Origin of the sequence: Nocardioides mangrovicus, assembly GCF_003674065.1 — a bacterium.
Taxonomy (GTDB): Bacteria; Actinomycetota; Actinomycetes; order Propionibacteriales; family Nocardioidaceae; genus Marmoricola; species Marmoricola mangrovicus.
The window spans coordinates 459,854-479,629 of the sequence record NZ_RDBE01000001.1; the positions used below are offsets into that span (position 1 = coordinate 459,854).

General features: G+C 72.5%; 20 protein-coding genes. 11 read left to right on the top strand and 9 right to left on the bottom strand.

All coding sequences use genetic code 11. The annotated features are described in order from the left end of the window. Positions 1-8 precede the first annotated feature (8 nt). Positions 9-2,222, top strand: coding sequence for a putative bifunctional diguanylate cyclase/phosphodiesterase (locus D9V37_RS02315; protein WP_121804492.1), 2,214 nt, complete (start codon positions 9-11; stop codon positions 2,220-2,222). Here D9V37_RS02315 and D9V37_RS02320 read toward each other — a convergent pair. After that, positions 2,203-2,982 carry a DUF7379 domain-containing protein gene (locus D9V37_RS02320; RefSeq protein WP_121804493.1) on the bottom strand — a complete coding sequence of 260 codons (780 nt, stop codon included), beginning with the start codon at positions 2,980-2,982 and terminating at the stop codon, positions 2,203-2,205. The two genes, D9V37_RS02315 and D9V37_RS02320, sit on opposite strands and share 20 nt — an antisense overlap. A gap of 35 nt (positions 2,983-3,017) precedes the next feature. Further along, positions 3,018-3,977: an acyl-ACP desaturase gene (locus D9V37_RS02325; protein ID WP_121804494.1), complete on the bottom strand. Its 960-nt coding sequence runs from the start codon at positions 3,975-3,977 to the stop codon at positions 3,018-3,020. Between the two features lie 19 nt (positions 3,978-3,996). Here D9V37_RS02325 and D9V37_RS02330 point away from each other — a divergent pair, with 19 nt between their 5' ends. The 4 genes from D9V37_RS02330 (at position 3,997) to D9V37_RS02345 (ending at position 8,327) form a co-directional block, all read left to right on the top strand. Further along, the gene (locus D9V37_RS02330) at positions 3,997-4,611 is read left to right on the top strand and encodes a histidine phosphatase family protein (RefSeq protein ID WP_158604352.1); all 615 of its coding nucleotides are present in this window, start codon (positions 3,997-3,999) and stop codon (positions 4,609-4,611) included. 47 nt (positions 4,612-4,658) lie between these two features. Continuing rightward, a complete protein-coding gene (locus tag D9V37_RS02335; RefSeq protein WP_147455842.1) occupies positions 4,659-6,707 on the top strand; it encodes a putative bifunctional diguanylate cyclase/phosphodiesterase in 2,049 nt (682 codons plus the stop codon). A 48-nt stretch (positions 6,708-6,755) separates the two neighbouring features. Then, positions 6,756-7,949 (top strand): PQQ-dependent sugar dehydrogenase, encoded by a 1,194-nt coding sequence (locus D9V37_RS02340; protein ID WP_121804497.1) that lies wholly within the window; start codon positions 6,756-6,758, stop codon positions 7,947-7,949. A 99-nt stretch (positions 7,950-8,048) separates the two neighbouring features. Beyond that, positions 8,049-8,327 (top strand): HU family DNA-binding protein, encoded by a 279-nt coding sequence (locus D9V37_RS02345; protein WP_121804498.1) that lies wholly within the window; start codon positions 8,049-8,051, stop codon positions 8,325-8,327. 45 nt (positions 8,328-8,372) lie between these two features. Here the strand turns inward: D9V37_RS02345 and D9V37_RS02350 are convergent, their stop codons facing one another. Beyond that, positions 8,373-8,936 (bottom strand): hypothetical protein, encoded by a 564-nt coding sequence (locus D9V37_RS02350; protein ID WP_147455843.1) that lies wholly within the window; start codon positions 8,934-8,936, stop codon positions 8,373-8,375. A 32-nt stretch (positions 8,937-8,968) separates the two neighbouring features. Between D9V37_RS02350 and D9V37_RS02355 the strand changes: the two genes are divergently transcribed. Then, positions 8,969-9,766: a thioesterase family protein gene (locus D9V37_RS02355; RefSeq protein WP_121804500.1), complete on the top strand. Its 798-nt coding sequence runs from the start codon at positions 8,969-8,971 to the stop codon at positions 9,764-9,766. Here the strand turns inward: D9V37_RS02355 and D9V37_RS02360 are convergent. Further along, positions 9,750-10,745, bottom strand: a complete 996-nt coding sequence (locus D9V37_RS02360; protein ID WP_121804501.1) for a hypothetical protein — start codon at positions 10,743-10,745, stop codon at positions 9,750-9,752. The genes D9V37_RS02355 and D9V37_RS02360 overlap by 17 nt on opposite strands. 23 nt (positions 10,746-10,768) lie before the next feature. Here D9V37_RS02360 and mshB point away from each other — a divergent pair, with 23 nt between their 5' ends. Together mshB and D9V37_RS02370 are read left to right on the top strand one after the other, a co-directional pair. Continuing rightward, a complete protein-coding gene (gene mshB / locus D9V37_RS02365; RefSeq protein ID WP_121804502.1) occupies positions 10,769-11,683 on the top strand; it encodes an N-acetyl-1-D-myo-inositol-2-amino-2-deoxy-alpha-D-glucopyranoside deacetylase in 915 nt (304 codons plus the stop codon). A 16-nt stretch (positions 11,684-11,699) separates the two neighbouring features. After that, a complete protein-coding gene (locus tag D9V37_RS02370; RefSeq protein WP_121804503.1) occupies positions 11,700-13,421 on the top strand; it encodes a VanW family protein in 1,722 nt (573 codons plus the stop codon). Between the two features lie 165 nt (positions 13,422-13,586). On the opposite strand, the gene D9V37_RS02375 is transcribed toward D9V37_RS02370, so the two are convergent. Together D9V37_RS02375 and D9V37_RS20595 are read right to left on the bottom strand one after the other, a co-directional pair. Next, entirely contained in the window at positions 13,587-13,982 is a 396-nt protein-coding gene (locus D9V37_RS02375; protein ID WP_147455844.1) for a response regulator transcription factor, read from the bottom strand. Between the two features lie 293 nt (positions 13,983-14,275). Next, positions 14,276-14,656, bottom strand: a complete 381-nt coding sequence (locus tag D9V37_RS20595; RefSeq protein ID WP_232524691.1) for a DUF5994 family protein — start codon at positions 14,654-14,656, stop codon at positions 14,276-14,278. A gap of 138 nt (positions 14,657-14,794) precedes the next feature. Here D9V37_RS20595 and trhA point away from each other — a divergent pair, with 138 nt between their 5' ends. Beyond that, positions 14,795-15,463 (top strand): PAQR family membrane homeostasis protein TrhA, encoded by a 669-nt coding sequence (gene trhA / locus D9V37_RS02385; protein ID WP_121804506.1) that lies wholly within the window; start codon positions 14,795-14,797, stop codon positions 15,461-15,463. 46 nt (positions 15,464-15,509) lie between these two features. Here trhA and D9V37_RS02390 read toward each other — a convergent pair whose 3' ends face one another. After that, a complete protein-coding gene (locus D9V37_RS02390) occupies positions 15,510-16,514 on the bottom strand; it encodes a GNAT family N-acetyltransferase (RefSeq protein WP_147455845.1) in 1,005 nt (334 codons plus the stop codon). 24 nt (positions 16,515-16,538) lie between these two features. On the opposite strand from D9V37_RS02390, the gene fdxA reads away from it, so the two are divergent. Both fdxA and dapC read left to right on the top strand, forming a co-directional pair. Then, positions 16,539-16,865 (top strand): ferredoxin, encoded by a 327-nt coding sequence (gene fdxA, locus D9V37_RS02395; protein ID WP_121804508.1) that lies wholly within the window; start codon positions 16,539-16,541, stop codon positions 16,863-16,865. Further along, a complete protein-coding gene (dapC, locus tag D9V37_RS02400) occupies positions 16,866-17,960 on the top strand; it encodes a succinyldiaminopimelate transaminase (RefSeq protein WP_121804509.1) in 1,095 nt (364 codons plus the stop codon). Here dapC and D9V37_RS02405 read toward each other — a convergent pair. Both D9V37_RS02405 and dapD read right to left on the bottom strand, forming a co-directional pair. Further along, positions 17,947-18,810: a hypothetical protein gene (locus tag D9V37_RS02405; protein WP_121804510.1), complete on the bottom strand. Its 864-nt coding sequence runs from the start codon at positions 18,808-18,810 to the stop codon at positions 17,947-17,949. The genes dapC and D9V37_RS02405 overlap by 14 nt on opposite strands. Next, positions 18,800-19,765, bottom strand: coding sequence for a 2,3,4,5-tetrahydropyridine-2,6-dicarboxylate N-succinyltransferase (gene dapD / locus D9V37_RS02410; RefSeq protein ID WP_408636181.1), 966 nt, complete (start codon positions 19,763-19,765; stop codon positions 18,800-18,802). The genes D9V37_RS02405 and dapD overlap by 11 nt, the downstream gene beginning before the upstream one ends. Positions 19,766-19,776: the final 11 nt, after the last annotated feature.

Sequence of the window (19,776 nt, forward strand, 5' to 3'; positions counted from 1 at the left end):
ATGGATAGGTGACCGCCAGCTCCTCGACCCCGACGGCCTCCGCGCCGTTCGGCGTGTCCGAGTCGACGGCCTCGCGTCTGGTCACCGGGCAGCTGAGCGCCCTGATCGAGATGTCGGACGACTTCGTCGCCGTCTCCAACCTCGACGACTCCCTGAGCTACCTCAACGCCGCGGGTCGCCGGCTGCTCGGGATCGCGGCGGACGCCGACCTGCGAGGCGTCTCGGTGCTGGGCCTGTTCAGCGCGGCTGCGCGGGCCCGTGCGGCGGAGTTCGACGCCGAGCTCGCCCAGCAGGGGTCCTGGCGCGGCACCACGGCGCTGCGCCACCAGCACACCGCCGAGGACATCCCGGTGGCCGGTGGCTGCTACCTGGTGCGTCACCCCACCACCGGCACGGTGTCGGGCATCGCCACCGTGTTCCGCGACCTGCGGCCCGCGCGCGACGCCAACCGGGTGTTGCGCAGCCAGGTGGCCGCCTCGCACGCGGTCGCGCGCTTCAACCAGCTGGCCCTCACCTGCGGGGTGGCCGAGCTCTCGACCGAGGCGGTGCGAATGATCGACGCGCTGTACCCCTCGCTGATGAACGGCATCCTCCAGCTCGACCCGACCGGCACCACGCTGGTGATGACCGCCTGCACGGAGCCCGCGTTCGTGGGCGAGACCGCCCCGATCGACAAGACCAGCGTCACCGGGCGCGCGGTCGTGCTCAACCGGATCGTGGCCTCGCACGACATCGCCAACGACCCCGACTTCGCGGACCTCACCGTCGCCGAGAGCTACGGCCGCCAAAGCATGCTGTGCTGCCCGATCACCGGACCCGACGGCGTGTGGGGCGTCTTCGGGTTCTCCTCCTCGCAACCACGCGTGTGGACCGACGACGACCAGACGTTCGTCTCCGCGATCGCCTCGACGCTCGGCGCGGTGATCCGGCGCGAGGCGCTACAGCTCCAGCTGGAGCACCAGGCGCTCCACGACCCGCTCACCTCTCTGCCTAACCGGGCCCTGCTCGGGGCGACCCTGGACCGGGCGCTGGTGGCGGCCGCCGGTCGGGAGACCGCGGTCGCGGCGCTGCTGCTCGATCTCGACGACTTCAAGCTGATCAACGACACGCTGGGTCACGACGTCGGCGACCAGCTGCTGCAGAACGTGGCCCTGCGGCTGCGGGAGACCGCGCCGGCGGGTGCGACGGTGGCCCGCCTCGGCGGCGACGAGTTCGTCGTCGTGTGCGAGGCGATGGCCGAGCCGCAGGCCGAGGCGCTCGCCGAACGGCTGCAGGCCTCGCTGCGCCGCGAGATGGAGCTGGCGGGTCGCAGACTTGTCGTACGGACATCGATCGGCGTCGCGGTCGCCCACGGCCGAGCCCTGCCGGAAGATCCACTGCTGGGTCGCGCCGACATCGCGATGTACGCCGCCAAGCGTGAGCGGCGCAGCGGCTACCGGCTGTTCGACGTCTCCATGCTCGAGGAGACCCGGCACCAGCTGGGACTGGCCCAGCGGCTGCGCACCGCGTTGCGGAAGGGACACATCGAGGCCCATTACCAGCCGATCGTCGACGTCGCGACGGGCCGCGTGTGCGCTCTTGAGGCGCTGGCCCGCTGGACCGACGAGGGCCGCGCGGTCGCGCCCGACGAGTTCATCGCCGTGGCCGAGCAGACCGGGATGATCCACGACCTCGGCGAGGTCGTGCTGCGCCGCGTGGTCCAGGACGTGCAGACCTGGGGCGACGTCGAGGAGCTGCGGGTCACGGTCAACGCCTCGGCCGCCGAGCTGTGCCGTGAGGGCTTCGCCGAGCGCACTGTGGCGATCATCGGCGAGGGCCGGCACCGGCTGGACCGGTTCGGCATCGAGATCACCGAGTCGATGCTGCTCGGCGACGACCCCGTGACGCTAGGCAACCTCCGAGCGCTGCGCGAGGCCGGGATCAGCCTGCTCATCGACGACTTCGGCACCGGGTACAGCTCGCTGGGCTACCTCAGCCGGTTCCCGGTCGCCGACGTGCTCAAGATTGATCGGTCGCTGCTCGACTGCGACGAGCGGAACGGCCGCGTCGTCGCCGCTGTCGTCGGCGTCGGCCACGCCTTCGACCTGCGGGTGTGTGCCGAGGGCGTCGAGACGGCCGAGCAGCTGCGGATGCTCGAGGAGCTGGGCTGCGACGCCGCGCAGGGCTGGCACCTGGGTCGTCCGGTGCCCTCGGCGCAGGTCCCTAGCGTGCTCGGGCGCTGAGCGTCCGCACGATCAGCGAGACCACCTCCTCGGCGCGGAGCAGGTGGCCGTGCACGTAGCCGAAGGTGTCGATCGCGGCGCCGGTGAGGAACGGCGACTCGGCGGGCACCTGGTCGTCGAAGCCGTGGTGGCCGTAGCGCAGCCAGCGCAGGAACCAGGGGTCGCCGCCGATGGCGGTGTAGACCTCGCCGCTCGGCTCGGCGTAGCCGAGTGCGTCGAGGAACGCCGAGCCCGGCTTCATCTCCCGGCCCAGGCCGGCCATCGGGTTGTCGCCGAGGCCGGTCTCCCAGGCGACGACGTCGCTGCCGTGGTTGGGGGTGGCCACCATCACCAGGTCGTCGACCTGTGCCGCCCAGCCGGCGACCGGGTGCTCGATCAGGTAGCGCACCAGCAGGCCCCCCATCGAGTGCGCGACGACGTCGACGACGGTGTCGCGGGGGTACCCGGCGCGCCCCAGTGCGGCCCGGATCCGCGGGGCCACCAGGCGCGTGGCCAGCGCGGGGATGCTCGCGCCGCGCGCGGGCCGGTAGCTCAGCGGTTGCACGCCTGGGGTCGCGGCGTCGAAGTCGAGCACCGCGGTGCCGCGCTCCCGAAGGGCGGCGGTGAGCCGGGCGAAGTGCTGGCCGTCGCTGCCCAGTCCCGCGACCTCGACCACGGGGTGCGACCCGGTGCCGACGCCGCGTGCCCCGACCGGGGTGCGCACCGGGGTGTCCAGCTGGGTCAGGACCAGCACGCCCACGCCGAGGAGCGTCAGCGGCACCAGGAGCCAGCGCAGCCGGCGTCGGCGGCGGGGGGTCAGGCGCGGGCCGCCAGCTTCGCCCGCTGCTCCTCACGGCGGGCGACGAAGGTCGTGGCCTGGTCGTCGAGGCCCTGCATGAACGCGGCCAGCTCCTCGCGTGCCCGCTCGCCCTCGGGGCCCAGCCCCTCGCGCTCGAAGACGCCCCAGAACTTCAGCACTGGAGCGATCACCTCGTCGTGGTGCAGGCGCAGGTCGTAGATGCCGGCTTTCGCGATCATCAACGAGCCGCGCCGGAAGCCCGGCATCGTCGAGCCGGGCATCTCGAAGCCGATGACCTCGTCGGCGATCGCACGCATGGTCGCGTCGGGGGCGACGTCGAGCGCCGCCTTGACGATGTTGCGGTAGAAGACCATGTGCAGGTTCTCGTCCTTGGCGATCCGGGCGAGCAGCCGGTCGGCGATCGGGTCGTCGGTGACCCGGCCGGTGTTGCGGTGCGAGACCCGGGTCGCCAGCTCCTGGAAGGAGACGTAGGCGACGGCCTCGAGCGGGGTCTTGTCGCCGGAGTCGTAGCCCGCGGTCATGAAGGTCATCCGCTGCCGCTCGAGGTCCACCGGGTCGACGCCGCGGGTGACGACCAGGTAGTCGCGGATGGCCACGCCGTGGCGGTTCTCCTCCGCGGTCCAGCGGCCGACCCAGGTGCCCCAGGCGCCGTCGCGGCCGAACCGGGTGGCGATCTCGCGGTGGTAGGAGGGCAGGTTGTCCTCGGTGAGCAGGTTGAGGACCATCGCGGCCTTGGCCACCTCGGAGAGGCGTGACTGCTCGGGGTCCCAGTCCTCGCCGCCCAGGAAGGCGAAGTCACGACCCTCGCTCCACGGGACGTAGTCGTGGGGGTGCCACTCCTGCGCTAGCCCCAGGTGACGGTTCAGGTTCTCCTCCACGACCGGCTCGAGCTCCTCGAGGAGGTTCGGAGGTACAGGCGGGGATGCAGCCGGGGGCTCTGTCGCTGGCGCCGTCATACATCGAGACACTAGCCCGGTGGACCTCCTGTTGATCCGTCACGCGCAGACCCACAGCAACCTCACCCGCGCGCTCGACACCGCCGTGCCCGGCGCCGATCTCACCGATCTGGGTCGCGAGCAGGTGGCGCGGCTCGCCGAGGACCTGCGCGAGGAGCCGCTGGAGGGCATCTGGAGCTCGCCCACCACGCGGGCGCGACTGACCGCGGCCGCGCTGGCCGAGCCGCGCGGGCTGGTCGTGCAGGAGCGTGAGGGGCTCAAGGAGATCGGGGCCGGCGACCACGAGATGTCGGTGGTCGAGGAGCACGGGTCGCTGTACCGGCAGATGGTGCTCGACTGGCTCGCCGGCCGGCTCGACCGGCAGCTGCCGGGCGGAGAGGACGGCCTCGCGGCGCTGGGCCGGTTCGACGCGGTCGTCGAGGAGGTGGTCGCCTCGGGCGTCGACCACGCCGCCGTGGTCGCGCACGGCGCGATCCTGCGCGCCTGGTGCGGCGCGCGGGCCGCGCAGCTGCCGGCGGAGCTGCCGCGCGAGCACCTGCTGCCGAACACTGGCCGCGTGCGCCTGGTCGGCGACGGGTCGCAGTGGACCGCGACGCGGTGGGACGACGTCGTCCTCGCGCCCGGGGCGCCGTGATTCTCAGACTTACCTCGTAAAACCCCCCAAACTCGTAATCTGGGTCGGTGGTACGGACGATCCGGCGCGGACCCCAGAGCGCGGTGCGCCTGTTCCTGGTCTACGCGATCGCCATCCTGGTCCCCGTGCTCGTGCTGGGGGCCGTCCTGGCCGCCACGTACCGCTCGGGTGCCTCGGACCGCGGGCTCGCCCAGGCTCGTGCCCAGGCGGCGCTGTTCGGGCGGACGTCGGTCGAGCCGCGCCTGGACGGAGTGGACCTGAGCCGGCCGCTGAGCACCGCGCAGGTCGCCGACCTGGACCAGATGGGCGAGTCGGCGGTGCGGGTCGGCGACATCGTCCGGTTCCGGATCCGCACGCTGAGCGGTCGCGTCATCTACTCCAACGACCGCACCGGGAGCACCGAGACCGACGAGGAGGCCCAGGAGGCCGCCCACGGGGAGACGGTCGCCGAGATCACCCACCTCAACGCCGACGAGGACGGCGACGGCGCGATCGAGAAGGGCATCCGCGTCGCCGAGGTCTACACCCCGCTCACCGACGGCACGTCGGCACGACCGACGGGCGTCTTGGAGCTCTACCTGCCCTACGACCCGATCGCGCGCGACATCGCCGCCGGCATGCGATCGCTCTACCGCGACCTCGCCATCGGCCTCGTGGCCCTCTACCTGGTGCTGGCCGGCATCTCGTGGTCGATCACGCGCGCCCTGCGGCGGCTGGCCGAGCACAACGGCTACCTGGCCTCCTACGACCAGCTCACCGGGCTGCCCAACCGCCGCTCGTTCCACGACGAGCTCGAGGCCGGGCTCGCCCGCCGGGAGCGGCAGGGACTGCCGACGACCATCGCCATCGTCGACCTTGACCGGTTCCAGGAGGTCAACGACACCCTGGGCCACGACAACGGCGACGCGCTGCTGGTCGAGGTGGGCCGGCGCATCCGCCGGGTGCTGGCCGAGCCGGACCACCTGGCCCGGCTGGGCGGCGACGAGTTCGCGATCGTCTTCGACGCCGCCGACGCGGTGGCCGTCGACGAGCAGCTGCTCGCGCTCACCGAGGCGATGACCGAGCCGATCGACCTGGCCGGGATCCCGGTCGAGGTCGAGCTCACCGTGGGAGTGGCCCGCGCGCCCGAGGACGGCACCAGTGCCGTGACGCTGCTGCAGCGCGCCGGTGTCGCGACCGACGTCGCCAAGCGCGGCGGGCTGCGGGTGGTGCACTACGAGGAGGCCGGCGACCCTTACGACCCCAACCGGCTCTCGCTGATCGGCGACCTGCGCCGTGCGATCCGCGACGACGAGCTCGAGCTGCACTACCAGCCCAAGATCGACCTGCGGACCGGTGCCGTCGCCGCGGTCGAGGCGCTGCTGCGCTGGCAGCACCCCGAGCGCGGCCGGCTGATGCCAGATGAGTTCTTGCCCGTCATCGAGCAGACCGGCATGATCGACCCGCTGACCGACTGGGTCATCGAGACCGCCCTGGCCTGGGTGGGGCAGGCGCGTACGCGCCATCCACAGATGCGCGTCGCGGTCAACGTCTCCGCCCGCAACCTCGGCAACGCCGATTTCGCCTCGCACGTGACCGACGCGCTGGCCCGCACCGGGTCCGATCCCGGCTGCCTGACGATCGAGATCACCGAGACCGCCCTGATGGCCGACCCGGCCCGCGCGACGGCGTCCTTGATGCGGCTGGCCAAGACCGGCGTGCTGGTCAGCGTCGACGACTTCGGCCAGGGGCAGACGTCGCTGAGCCAGCTGGCCCGGCTGCCCGTCGCCGAGGTCAAGATCGACAAGGCGTTCGTGATGCACCTCGACCAGTCCGCTACGGACGCCGCCATCGTGCAGTCCATCACCGACCTCGCCCACCGGCTCGGCCTCGAGGTGGTGGCCGAGGGGGTCGAGTCCCAGCCGATCCTGGAGCTGCTGCGCGACGCCGGCTGCGAGATCGCGCAGGGCTACCACATCTCCCGGCCAATGCCCGCCGCGGTGCTGGCGCGGTGGCTGGCCGACCACGACGTCGAACGGTTCGCCTCGGCCGCGCCCGCACCCACCGGCCCCAGCGGCCGGCACCGTCGCGAGGATGCGGGTCTGGCCGGCGACTGAGCCGTGCGCACAGCCGACGCTCAGAGTCGCGTCGTAGGTTCGACGGATATGAGGCGACGGACGTTCCTGAGCGCGGCCGGACTGCTCGCGCTCGCCGGGTGCGCGCCGGACGACGACGGGTCCGCGTCGTCCACCCCGTCAGCGACCACCAGCACCAGCGCGGCATCCCCCAGCGCTACGGCCGGCACGACGGCCACTGCCAGCCCCACCCCGACGGCCACCGCGACGAGCGCACCGGCGAACGGGTCGGCGACGGTGGTGCGCACCCTCGCCACCGGCCTCGACGTGCCGTGGGGGCTCGCCCTGCTGCCCGACGGCGGCGTGCTGGTCGCGACCCGCGACGACTACCGGATCCACCGGCTCGACGTCGGCACCGGCACGGTGACGACCGTGGCCACGGTGCCGGGCGTGGTCTCCAACGTCGACGAGCAGGGCGAGGCCGGCCTGCTCGGCCTGGCCGTCTCGCCCTCCTACGCCACCGACCGGCGCATCTACCTCTACTACTCCACCGACGACGACAACCGGATCGCCTGGGCCACCTACGACTCCTCGGCCTCGGCCGGCAAGCAGCTGGGGAGCCTCCACGTGGTGCTGCGCGGCATCCCGCACGGCGTGCACCACAACGGCGGCCGGATCGCCTTCGGTCCCGACGGCATGCTCTACGCCGGCACCGGGGAGTCCGGCCAGGAGGACCTCGCCCAGGACAAGACGTCCCTGGGCGGGAAGGTGCTGCGGATGACGCCCTCGGGCGGCGTGCCGTCGAACAACCCGTTCGGCTCGGTGGTGTGGTCCTACGGCCACCGCAACGTGCAGGGGCTGGCCTTCGACCCCGCCGGCCGGCTGTGGGCCTCGGAGTTCGGCGACAAGGAGGCCGACGAGCTCAACCTGATCCGCCGCGGCCGCAACTACGGCTGGCCGGCCACGCAGGGCAGCACCGACGACGCGGCCTACACCTCGCCGGTGGCGCAGTGGGGCACCGAGGAGGACTCGCCCAGCGGCATCGCCTACGTCAACGGTGCGGTGTGGATGGCCGCCCTGCAAGGTGAGCGGCTCTGGCGCATCCGGCTCTCCGGCGCGCGGGCGGTGGGCGAGCCGCAGGCCTTCCTGACCGGGCGCTACGGGCGGCTGCGCAGCGTCCTCGCGCTGGGTGGCAACCGGGTCCTGGTCACCACCAGCAACCGCGACGGACGCACGTCGGCGGGCTCCTCCGACGACCGGATCCTGCTGCTCCGGGTGCGCTGAGAACCGCGTCACGACGCGCCGGGAGGACCCCCGGCCGTGCCTCCGGGCCGCACAACAGGCAGGGTTGACCCCGCAAGCTCCGATCGAAAGAGGACACACGTGAACAAGGCAGAGCTTTCCAAGAAGGTCGCCGACGAGGCCGACCTGGGTGTCGGCCAGGCCGAGAAGGCCGTCCAGACGGCGCTGGACGCCATCGCCGACGCCGTCGCCACGGGCGACACCGTCACCCTGGCCGGCTTCGGCACCTTCGAGCGTCGCGAGCGCTCGGCGCGCGAGGGCCGTAACCCGCAGACCGGCGAGACCATCCAGATCGCTGCGACCAAGGTGGCCGGCTTCAAGCCCGCCGCCGCCTTCAAGAAGGCCGTCGCCGGCGAGTAGCCCGGACCCGGGTCGCTGACCCCTCGCAGCCACGGCTGCGTCGGGTCAGCGACCGACGGGCAGCGACTGGACGACGACGAACACGTCGTCCTGGCTGGGGTCGGCCACGACGTACCCCTCGGCCGGTCCGTGGAACGCGATGTCGTAGTGGACCTTCTCGTCGCCCACCTGGGTGGTGACGTCGTTCTCCACCCGGTAGCCCTGCGCCGCGAGCGCCTTGCGGTAGAAGGCCAGCACCTGTGCGGTGTCCTTGGTCGTGATGTCGAACTGCCATGACCTGGCCTGCGGCGCCGGCGCCTTCACCTTCACTCCCGGCGGCACCGGGAAGTCCTTGGCCTCGGTCGGTCCGCCGCTGGGCACCGCCGCCTGCGAGGACGTCGTGGTGGTGCGCAGGTCGCCCGCCGAGGGCGACGGCGTCGGTGTGCCCGGCGACGACGATGACGATGAGGCCGACGGTGCCGGCGCGGACGTCGTGGCCGACGCGGTGGTCGAGGGCGTGACCGAGCGTGTGGCGCTCGGCGAGCCGCCGCACCCGGCGAGCAGCAGCACCAGCACGGTCACGGAGACGGGCAGTGAGATAAGAACGGAGATGGGCAGGGTCCGAGACACGTCGTCGGAGGCTATCCGTAGGGTCCACATCCGTGACTGTGCAGCCGGATCCCGAGTTCGACCGCGCGATCGCGGTCACCAGCACCAGCGAGGGCCGCTACGCCGGTGAGCTCTCCGGCGGGTTCGTCGTGGGCGGTGGCGTCAACGGCGGCTACGTGCTGGCCGTGCTGGGCGCGGCCGTCCGGCAGGCCGCGGGGGAGCACCCCGACCCCTTCTCGGTCAGCGCCCACTACCTCAGCGCCTCACGGCCGGGGCGGTGCGAGGTGGCGGTCGAGCCGCTGCGCACCGGCCGTGGCACGAGCACCTACAGCGCGACGCTGAGCCAGGACGGGCAGGCGCGGGTGACCGCGCTGGCCACCTACGGCGACCTGGGCCGGCTCAGCGACGACGTGCGCACCACCGCCGAGCCGCCCGTCCTGCCACCGCGCGAGGAGTGCATCGCCAACGACACCGCGCCGCCGGGGATGGAGATCCCGCTGCTCGGGCGCTCGGAGATGCTGGTGTCACCCGACTTCCGCCGGCCCAGCGGTCGCGGCGAGGTGGCGGCCTGGTTCCGGCTGCGCGAGGGCCGCGAGCCCGACCCGTTGGCGCTGCTCTTCGCCGTCGACGCGCTGCCGCCGGCCACCTTCGACCTCGGCTTCTACGGCTGGGCGCCGACGGTGTCGCTGGCCGTGCACGTGCGGGCGCGGCCCGCTGCGGGCTGGCTGCGGCTGCGGCACGCCACGCGCAACGTCGCCGGCGGCTGGTTCGAGGAGGACGCCGAGGTGTGGGACTCCGCCGGCCGGCTGGTCGCCCAGGCGCGGCAGCTCGCCCTCATGCCCAGGGGCTGAGGAGCAGCGGCAGCCGGCGACGCAGCTGGGTGCGGTCCATCGCGAACACGTAGCGGCTGCCCGGGTGCTCCGAGAGGGACCAGAGCTGGTCGGTCGCGGGCCAGTAGGCGATGTCCTCGGGCCCGGGCGGCAGCGCCCAGCGGACCGGTCGCAGCCGGCCGGGCTCACCGACGTAGAGCCGTCCCAGCCGCTTCCTGCCGCGACTCACGGTGACGTGGTGGCGGCCGTGGGCCACGGTGGCGCCCTGCATGTGGCCCAGCCGGCCGTCGTCGAGCCGCAGCGGGTAGGCGCGGCCGGACTCGTCGAGCCGCAGGCCGTGGCTGGCCGGATCGAGCGCGTACCGCGCGAGCCGCGTGGTCTGGCTCTGGACGCCGTACTCGCCGACCACCAGCTCCCCGACCTCGTGGTCCAAGGAGAGGAACGAGTAGCGCAGCGGCTCGGTGCTCGCCTCGGCGCGGGCGGCGTACGCGTGCCGCACGGGGAGCAGGAACCGGTAGCCGAAGGTGGCCGGGCCCGGTGAGACCTCGACCAGGTCGTCGACGTGGGCGGTGAACAGGCCGCGCCGGGTGGCGGCCAGGTGCAGCCACGGCCCGTGCCACACGACGCCGCCGGCGTGGATCGACAACGGCTCCGGACCGCGCTCGCCGGCCCGCACCACGAGCACGTGGCGGTAGGTCAGCGAGCCGAGGTCGACGAAGCTGAGCCGCGACCCCTCCTCGGCCTTGGAGTACCAGGTGGTGACCAGCAGCTCGTCGTCGCGGCCGGCGTCGGCCGACGTCGAGATGCCTTGGGGGAACCAGGCGCGCGAGCTGCGGTCCTGCTCGTTCCAGGTGAACCCCCACGCCACGGCCCGTCCGGGCACGCGGGTCCGCTCGGCGCGGCGGTCCAGGTGGGCCAGGACGCCGGCGACGCCGACCTGCTCGCCGTCGTGGGTCAACGGGTCGAGGTCGCGCCGCTCGAGGTGCACGCCCGCCCGCATGGCACCGATCCTAGGATCGAGGGGTGGACAGACGGCTGCTGCTGGTACATGCACACCCCGACGACGAGACCATCGGCACGGGCGCGACGATGGCGAAGTACGCCGCGGAGGGCGTCGGCGTCACGCTGGTGACCTGCACCGGCGGCGAGATGGGCGAGATCCTGGTGCCCGAGCTGGCCCACCTGGCTGCCGACCAGGACGACACCCTGGCCGAGCACCGGCGCACCGAGCTCGACAACGCGATGAAGATCCTCGGCGTCACCGACCACCGCTACCTCGGCGGCTTCGGCCGGTTCCGCGATTCGGGCATGCAGTGGGCACCCGAGGGCCACGTGCACGCCGGCGCGGCGATCCCGGCCGACGAGACCGACGATCGCGCGTTCTGGAACGCCGACCTCACCGAGGCCGCCGACGAGCTGGTCGCAGTGATCCGCGAGGTGCGGCCGCAGGTGCTGGTCACCTACGACCAGTTCGGCGGCTACGGCCACCCCGACCACATCCAGGCCCACCGCGTGGCCACCTACGCCGCCGACCTGGCCGGTGTGCCCTCCTACCGTCTTGACCTGGGCGAGCCGTGGACGATCGCGAAGGTCTACTGGAGCGCGATGTCGGCCAGTCGGCTGCGCGAGGGCATCCGCCGGCTGCGCGAGGCCGGCGACACCACCGCGTTCGAGGGCATGGATCCCGACCGGCTGCCGCCCTTCGCCACCGAGGACGAGTTCCTCGCCGCGCGCGTCGACGGCAGCGACTACGTCAACGCCAAGATGGACGCGATGCGCGCCCACGCCACGCAGATCGCGGTCGACGGGCCGTTCTTCGCGCTGTCGAACAACATCGGCGACGAGGTCTGGGGCTCCGAGTTCTTCCGGATCGCCCGCGGCGCCCGGGGCGAGCTCGGCGAGGACGGCCTCGAGTCGGATCTGTTCGCGGGGTTGTGAGCCGTACCCTGCCCCGATGAGCCCGGGCAAGCGTCGAGCGGTCGCGCGCCACGCGCGCTCGCTGCCGGTGCGGCTGGCCATCGGGGTCTGGATCTTCGTCGTCGCAGGCTACGTGACGCTGTGCCTGCTGGCCGGCGACAAGGTGCCCGCCGGCACGTCGGTGGCGGGGGTCGAGATCGGCGGGCTCCACGCCACCGCGGCCGAGAGCCGGCTGCGCGAGCAGCTCGCGCCGCGCTTCGACCGGGCGGTGCCCGTGAGCGGGGCCGGCGTCGTCGAGACCACCGTGGTGCCGTCGAAGGCGGGGGTCGATCTCGACGTCGCCGAGACGGTGCGCACCGCCGGCGGCGGCCGGTCGTTCTGGCCGAGCCGGCTGTGGCACTACTACGTCGGCGGCGACCACCGCCCGGCTCGGCTGCAGGTCTCGCGGACCCGGCTCGACGCCCAGGTGACGGCGCTGGCGGCACTGCTGGACAAGAAGACCGTCGAGGGGTCGATCGGCTTCAGCGCCGGCAAGCCGGTCGCGGTGACGCCGGAGGCGGGCCGCCGCCTGGACCGGACGGCCACGGCGCGGCTGCTGACCCGCGTGCCCGCCGGCGCCGTGCGGCTGCCCTACCGCACGCTGCCGCCCACCGTCACGGCCGCTGCGGTGGCGCGGGCGATGAGCAGCTTCGCCACCCCGGCCACCTCGGGGCCCGTGCAGCTGGTGCTGGGCCGGCACGCGGTCACCGCGCCGGCGACGCTGTTCACCAAGGCCCTCGCCCTGCGTGCGCAGGGCCGACAGCTGGTGCCGGTGCTCGACGTCGACACCCTGCTGACCGCGCTCGAGCCGCTCATGACGACGGTGGCCGGCGCCCCGCAGTCGGCCAGCTTCACGATCTCGGGGGGCCGCCCACGCGTGGTCCCCTCGAAGGTCGGCACCACCTTCGACCGCGACGACCTGAAGCAGAAGTTCCTGGACGCGGTCGTGCGGCCCGTCGGGCAGCGGCGCGTGGCGGTCAAGGGTGTGGACGCCCAGCCCGCCTTCACCACCGCCGACGCCCGCGGCCTGGGCATCCGACGCCAGGTGGCCACCCTCACCACCGGCTTCGGATACGCCGACTACCGCAACACCAACATCGCCCGCGGCGTCGAGCTGCTCGACGGCACCGTCCTCAAGCCGGGGGAGACCTTCAGCTTCGACCACGCGATCGGGCCACCGACCAAGGACCGCGGCTTCACCCCGGGCTACGAGCTGGTGCGCGGCGTCTTCACCGCCGACTCCGGCGCCGGTCTCTCCCAGCTGGCCACCACGCTGTACGCGGCGGCGTACCGGCTCGGGCTGAAGGACGCCGGCCACACCAACGGCGCCGTGCACAACGACCGGCTGCCGCTCGGGCTGGAGGTGGGCGTCGACTACGGCAAGCGGGACCTGCGCTTCACCGACGACACCCGCTACGGCCTGCTGGTCACCGCCGCGATGACCCCGAGCAGCCCCGCCGGCGACGGCAGCCTGACGGTGACGCTGTGGTCCACGAAGGCCTGGGACGTCACCACCCAGGTGGGCCGCCCGTACGCCACCGTCCAGCCGAAGGTCCGCCACCGCAAGGGCGCGGACTGCTCCGCGGTCGTGGGCAGCGCGGGCTACAGCGTCGACGTGGTCCGGGTCTTCCGCAAGCCCGGCAGCAGCACCGTGGACCACCGCGACAAGACGACGACGCTCTACCCGCCGCAGAACGCGGTCATCTGCTCGGCGCCGTAGCCGACCGACACCCGGAGAGGCCCCGTCCCACGGCGGGGACCAGGGCCTCTCGGTGAAAGTGACGCCAGCTCTAGCACTGGCGGACCGATGGACCGTCAGCCCGAACGAGCTGAGGCCACGTCGTCCCTGTGCCCTGCACGTCCAGACTCATGCGTCCCGGGCACGTCAGCCCCAGAACGTGCTCACCATGAAGGCCCGGCGTTTGGCTGGCGGGTCTGCGTGCACGCCGTGGCGGAGCGCCCACGACATCGCCTGAGGCCGGCTGGTGACCTCGATCTTGCGATAGGTGCTGCGCACGTAGCCCTTGACGGTATGTGCGCTGATGCGAAGCGCCGTGGCGATCTCGGCGTTGCTCCGACCCTCGGCGATCAAGCGGAGCACGTCCACTTCACGATCGCTCAGCTTGTCGCGGACGGCAACACCGTGCATCGCCACCTCCACACCTGCGCGGTACAAGATGTCGGCGAGAGTGTCGATAGGAACGCCCGATATCTGCACGACGTCGTCGGCGAGCAACCTGACGTCCGCGGTGAGGGAGGGTTGACGTTGCTGCTGAGCCATCGTGCGCACACGTCCTTCGGGCCGATTCGAGTAATCGGTCCGAAAATAGAGTGCGAGCTCTCACTCGTAGGGGTGAAATCCCAGTGGCTAGCTCGCCCAGCTCAACGCCAAGGCCTGGCAGGCTCGGCACCTGCTGAGCGCGCGGACCTCGTCGAAGTCGACGCTCTCGAACGCGAGCCACTCCAAGCGGTCCAGTCGGCACCCGCACAGGGTGTCGGTGGCGGACTGCTCGAAGGCGTGTGCGGTCACTCTCGCGTTCTGGCCCGTGCGACTGGCCTCGAAGGCGACGTGCATCATCCGCTTGCTGCCACGGCGGTGAGGTTCGTCAGCTGTTCTTGGGCATGATCGGGTGACGTGTCGGGCGGGATCACGAGGAGGCGAAGACGTCGACCGTCGGACATCACCAGGGTGAGCTCGTGGGTGTCGTCGCGGGGGAAGTTCCCCGTCTTCACTCGCCGGCCTCCTGCCATGACCGCACGCGGCCGGTCTTCCCAGTCCGGAGGGGAGTATCCGACCCGCGACACGCGGCCCCGTTCGGGCGGCCAGACGGCGAAGAGTTGGTCGAGCTGCTCCTCGAGCCGACGGTTGGAGGGCCACCAGGCGCCGTCGACCAGCCGCCGGTCTCGTACCGCTCGAAGCGCTAGACGTCGAGATGAAGAATCTGTCGTGGCCATCGGCCACCGCCTTCGTGTGCTGCGTTCGTCGCGGAAACCGCCTCGACGAATCACAGTCGTCTTACGAACCTAGCTCGACCACCCTCGGGCTCGCATTGATCGGTCGGGGGCCGACGAGGTCGGTGCCACACTGAGGACATGAGCACCCTGGTCTCGGCCGGCGAGACCGCCGAGGACTCGCCACGGCTCCGGGGTTGGCTCCACCTGTACGCGATCCCGCTCGCGATCGCGAGCGAAATCGTCTTGATCGCGCTCTCTCCCAGCGAGAGAAGCCGTGTCGGCTCGATCGTTCTCACTCTGGCCGCGCTCGCGAACTTCGTCGGCTCTTCCGCGATGCATCTGGGACGCTGGCCCCCGCGCCTGGCGACCGTCGTGCGCCGGTTCGACCACGCCAGCATCTTCGTCCTCATCGCGGGCAGCTACACGCCGTTCTCCTTGCTGATGCTGAGCCACGCCCACCAGGTCGTGGTGCTCTGCCTGGCGTGGGGCGGTGCCGTGCTGGGTGTGTCGTTCCGGCTCGCGTGGAGCGCTGCGCCACGGTGGATCTATACCGGCCTCTACCTGCTGCTGGGGTGGGTGGCCGTGGCGTTCGTGGGCGACTTCGCCGACTTCCGTCCGCTGGCCGTGCCGGTGCTCCTCGCCACCGGTGGCGTCTTGTACTCGCTGGGCGGCCTGGTCTACGGGATGCGCCGCCCCAACCCGTCGCTGGCGTGGTTCGGGTTCCACGAGGTCTTCCACGCCCTGGCCATCGCCGCCTTCGCTGCGCAGTTCGCCGGTGTCCTGGTCGCCACCGTCTCGCTTCGCTGAACCAGACCGTCCGGGGGTGTCGGAGCGGCCCTGGGATGGCATCCGGTTATCTGCTCGGCGCCGCAGGGGCCGCCAGATAGCGGTACTGGTGGTGCCGCTCGAAGCCCAGGGAGTCGTAGAGCGTCGTGGCGCGATGGTTGTCGGAGATGACCTGCAGTGAGACCGTCGTGGCGCCCTGCTCGGCCGCCCAGCCCAGCAGCGCGTCCATCACGACCAGCGCGAGACCCTGCCGCCGGTGCTCGGGCTGGACCATGAGGTCGGTGACGACGGCCCAGTCGCGGGCGTAGCTGGCCCGCCCGCGGGCCACTTGCTGTCCGTCGAGCACGACCTCGGCGTACTGCCGGAGGAACGGTCCGTCGAGGGTGAATCGCACGTTGTCGAGATTGGCCTGCGCCTTGTCGTTGCCCACCAGCCAGCCGTCGGGCAGCGAGTCGGCGAGTCGCACGGGCTGCGGGCCCACCGTCCCCAGCCGCCGTCGCACCTGCCGTCGCACCTGGGCCACGGAGGCCACCAGCACGTCGACGTCGGCCTCGTCGGGGCGCGCCCGCGTCCAGCCGCGGTGCTCCAGAGCCAGGTGGACGTCGGCGCCGACGACGACCTGCGCGAGGGCCGGCTGGTCGTGCCGGTCGTAGAAGTCCAGCGTGCCGGCGACGGCGTCGTCGAGGTCGATGCCCGGATCGACGGTGGCCAGCACCGAGTTCGTCCGCCCCGTCGAGCCTCCGGTGGCGCGGAGCACCCAGTCGCCGAGCGGCTCGACGTGGCGCGAGCGCAGCCCCTCCATCGCCCGCAGGTGGATCTCGTGAGCGCCGATGCGCAGTCGCGCCGAGGGCCTCGGCGGCACTGGTTTGCCGGAGACGACGAGGGCGACGGGGAAGGTGACCAGGTCGCCGGACTCGCGGCGCACGGAGACCATTCCGTCGGCCCACGACTCGCAGACGCCGAGCACGTCGGTCAGCGCCGGACCGCCGCTGGGTCCGGTCTCGCCGGGCACGACGCGGCGCACCACGACGCGCTGGCCGACGACGTGCGGACCCAACGCCGAAGATGCCACGACGGGGAGACTAGGCTGCCGCCCATGACCTACGTCATCGCCCAGCCCTGCGTCGACCTCAAGGACCGGGCCTGCGTCGACGAGTGTCCCGTCGACTGCATCTACGAGGGCAAGCGGATGCTCTACATCCACCCCGACGAGTGCGTCGACTGCGGCGCCTGCGAGCCGGTCTGCCCCGTCGAGGCCATCTACTACGAGGACGACACCCCCGACCAGTGGAAGGAGTACTACGACGCGAACGTGCACTTCTTCGACGACCTGGGCTCCCCCGGTGGTGCGGCCAAGATGGGCGAGATCGACAAGGACCACCCGCTGGTCGCCGCCCTGCCGCCGCAGGAGCACGACGAGTAGATGAAGGTTTCGGGGCGTCTTCCCGACTTCCCCTGGGACCGGTTGCGGCCGTACGCCGAGAAGGCGCGGGCCCACCCTGACGGCATCGTCGACCTCTCGGTCGGCACGCCCGTCGACCCGACCCCCGAGGTCGTCCAGCGGGCGCTGACCGCCGCCGCCGACGACCCCGGCTATCCGACCACCCACGGCCTGCCCGAGCTGCGGCAGGCGGTCGTGGACCGGCTGCTGCGCCGCTACGGCGTCGTCGGCCTGGACCCGGCCGGTGTGCTGCCCTCGATCGGCTCGAAGGAGCTGATCGCCGGGCTGCCGACCCACCTGGGCATCGGCCCCGGCGACCTGGTGGTGCAGCCCGAGCTGGCCTACCCGACCTACGAGGTGGGTGCGGTGCTGGCCGGAGCCGACGTCGTGGCCACCGACACCCCCGAGGAGCTCGACCGCACGCCGGCCCTGGTGTGGGTCAACTCGCCCTCGAACCCGACCGGGCGGGTGCTTGCGGCCGCCCGGCTGCGCGAGCTGGTGACCTGGGCCCGCTCGGTGGGGACGCTGCTGGTCAGCGACGAGTGCTACCTGGACTGCGTCTGGGAGGGCGCGGCGACCTCGGTGCTGCACCCCGACGTCTGCGAGGGGACCTTCGACGGGCTGCTCGCCGTGCACTCGCTCTCGAAGAGCTCGAACCTGGCCGGCTACCGCTGCGCCTTCGTCACCGGCGACCCCGCCGTGGTGGCCGAGCTGCTGGCCGTGCGCCGCAACCTGGGCCTGATGCTGCCCGGCCCGATGCAGCACGCCATGGCGGCCGCGGCCGCGGACGACGCCCACGTCCTGGAGCAGCACGCCCGCTACGCCGCCCGCCGCGACCGGCTCCGCCCGGCACTGCAGCGGGCGGGCTTCCGGATCGACGACTCCGAGGGCGCGTTGTACCTCTGGAGCAGCCGCGGCGAGGACTGCTGGGAGACCGTGGCCGCGCTGGCCGACGACGGCATCCTGGTCGCTCCCGGCTCCTTCTACGGACCCGCCGGCGCCGAGCACGTCCGGATCGCCCTGACCGCCACCGACGAGCGGGTCGACGCGGCGTGCGAGCGGCTCACGCGAGCGTGACGCTCACCCGCCCGCGCGGAGTCGAGTGGGCCAGCCAGCCCTTCTTGGAGTCGGGGCCGGCCTGCCACTGCCGGCCGTTGAACGACACGGTGGCGACCTGCAGCGTCGAGGCGTGGGCGACCAGGTACTGCGCCACCGACCAGCCCCGCCGGCGGGCGGCCGGGCCGGTGCCGACGTCGAGCACGAGGTCGCGGACGGTGCCGGTGGTGCGCAGCGAGCCGAAGGCCCGCTCGAGGTCGGTGACGGTCGCCGCGGCGGTGCCGTGCCCGTCGGGGCTGTCGACGACGCAGGAGAACCGGCCGCCGGGGGAGTAGCCGGTCAGCGCCGAGGCGAGGGCCCGGGCGTCCTCCGCGTGCGGCTCGTAGGCCTCGGGGAAGCCGGAGCGCTGCACGCGCTGGGCGGCCTCGGTGATGCGCATCGTCTCGAAGCCGTCGACCTTGGCCAGCGCGTCGTAGAACTTGTTGGTGGCGTAGTAGGGGTCGCGCACCTGGGCGGCGGTGCCCCAGCCCTGGGAGGGCCGCTGCTGGAAGAGGCCGAGGGAGTCGCGGTCGCCGTGGTCGAGGTTCTGCAGCTTCGACTCCTGGTAGGCGGTGGCGAAGGCGATCGAGACCGCCCGCGCCGGCAACCCTCGGCGGACGCCGATGGCGGCGATGAGCGTCGCGTTGCGCGCCTGGTCGGGCGAGAGGTGCACGGTGTGCCCGCCCACGGTGGCTGAGCACCGCTGGCGGCCGGTGACCGCACCGACGCCGCGGTAGAGCGCGACGCTGACGGTGGCGACGATGACCACCACCAGGCCCAGCAGCACCCACCGCAGCCCGTGGTTGACCCCCCGAGCGACCTCAGTTCGCATGGAGGACGGCGTTGAGCGCCACGGCGCCCTGGCTGCCGTCGGCCTTCCACGGCACGGCCTCGACGGCGCCGCTGACCGAGTTGCGCCGGAACAGCACGTGGTCGGCGCCGGCCAGCTCGAGGGCCTTGACGACCCGGTTCCCCTCCGGGCCGATCACGGTGACCTTGGTGCCGGCGGTGAGGTAGAGGCCGGCCTCCACCACGCAGTCGTCGCCGAGCGGGATGCCGAGGCCGGAGTTGGCACCGAGCAGGCAACGCTCGCCGACCGAGACGCGCGTGGTGCCGCCGCCCGAGAGCGTGCCCAGGATCGAGGCGCCGCCGCCCACGTCGGAGCCGTCGCCGACCACCACGCCCTGCACGATGCGGCCCTCGACCATCGAGGTGCCCAGGGTGCCGGCGTTGTAGTTGACGAAGCCCTCGTGCATCACCGTGGTGCCGGGGGAGAGGTGGGCGCCCAACCGCACCCGGTCCGCGTCGGCGATACGGACGCCGGAGGGGAGCACGTAGTCGACCATCCGCGGGAACTTGTCGACGCCGTGCACGGTGACGTGCCGCCCGGCCGCCATCAGCCGCAGCCGGGTCTGCTCGAAGCCCTCGACCGCGCACGGGCCGGCGCTCGTCCACACGACGTTGGTGAGCAGCCCGAAGACGCCGTCGAGGTTGATCGAGTTCGGCCGCACGAGCCGGTGGGAGAGCAGGTGCAGCCGCAGCCACACGTCCAGGGCGTCGGTCGGGGGCGCGTCGAGGTCGTCGACGACCACGGTGACGGGCTCGCGCAGCACGTTGCGCACCGGATCGGGCCCGGCGAGCGCGGCGAGCTCCGGTGACGGCTCGCCCGCGGGCGCACCCAGCTCCGACATGGTCAGCGCCGGCGCCGGGAACCACGCGTCGAGGACGCTCTGCCCGGCGTACGTCGCGATGCCGTGCGCCCACGCTCCCTGTGCCACGGCGGTCACTCTACGGATCG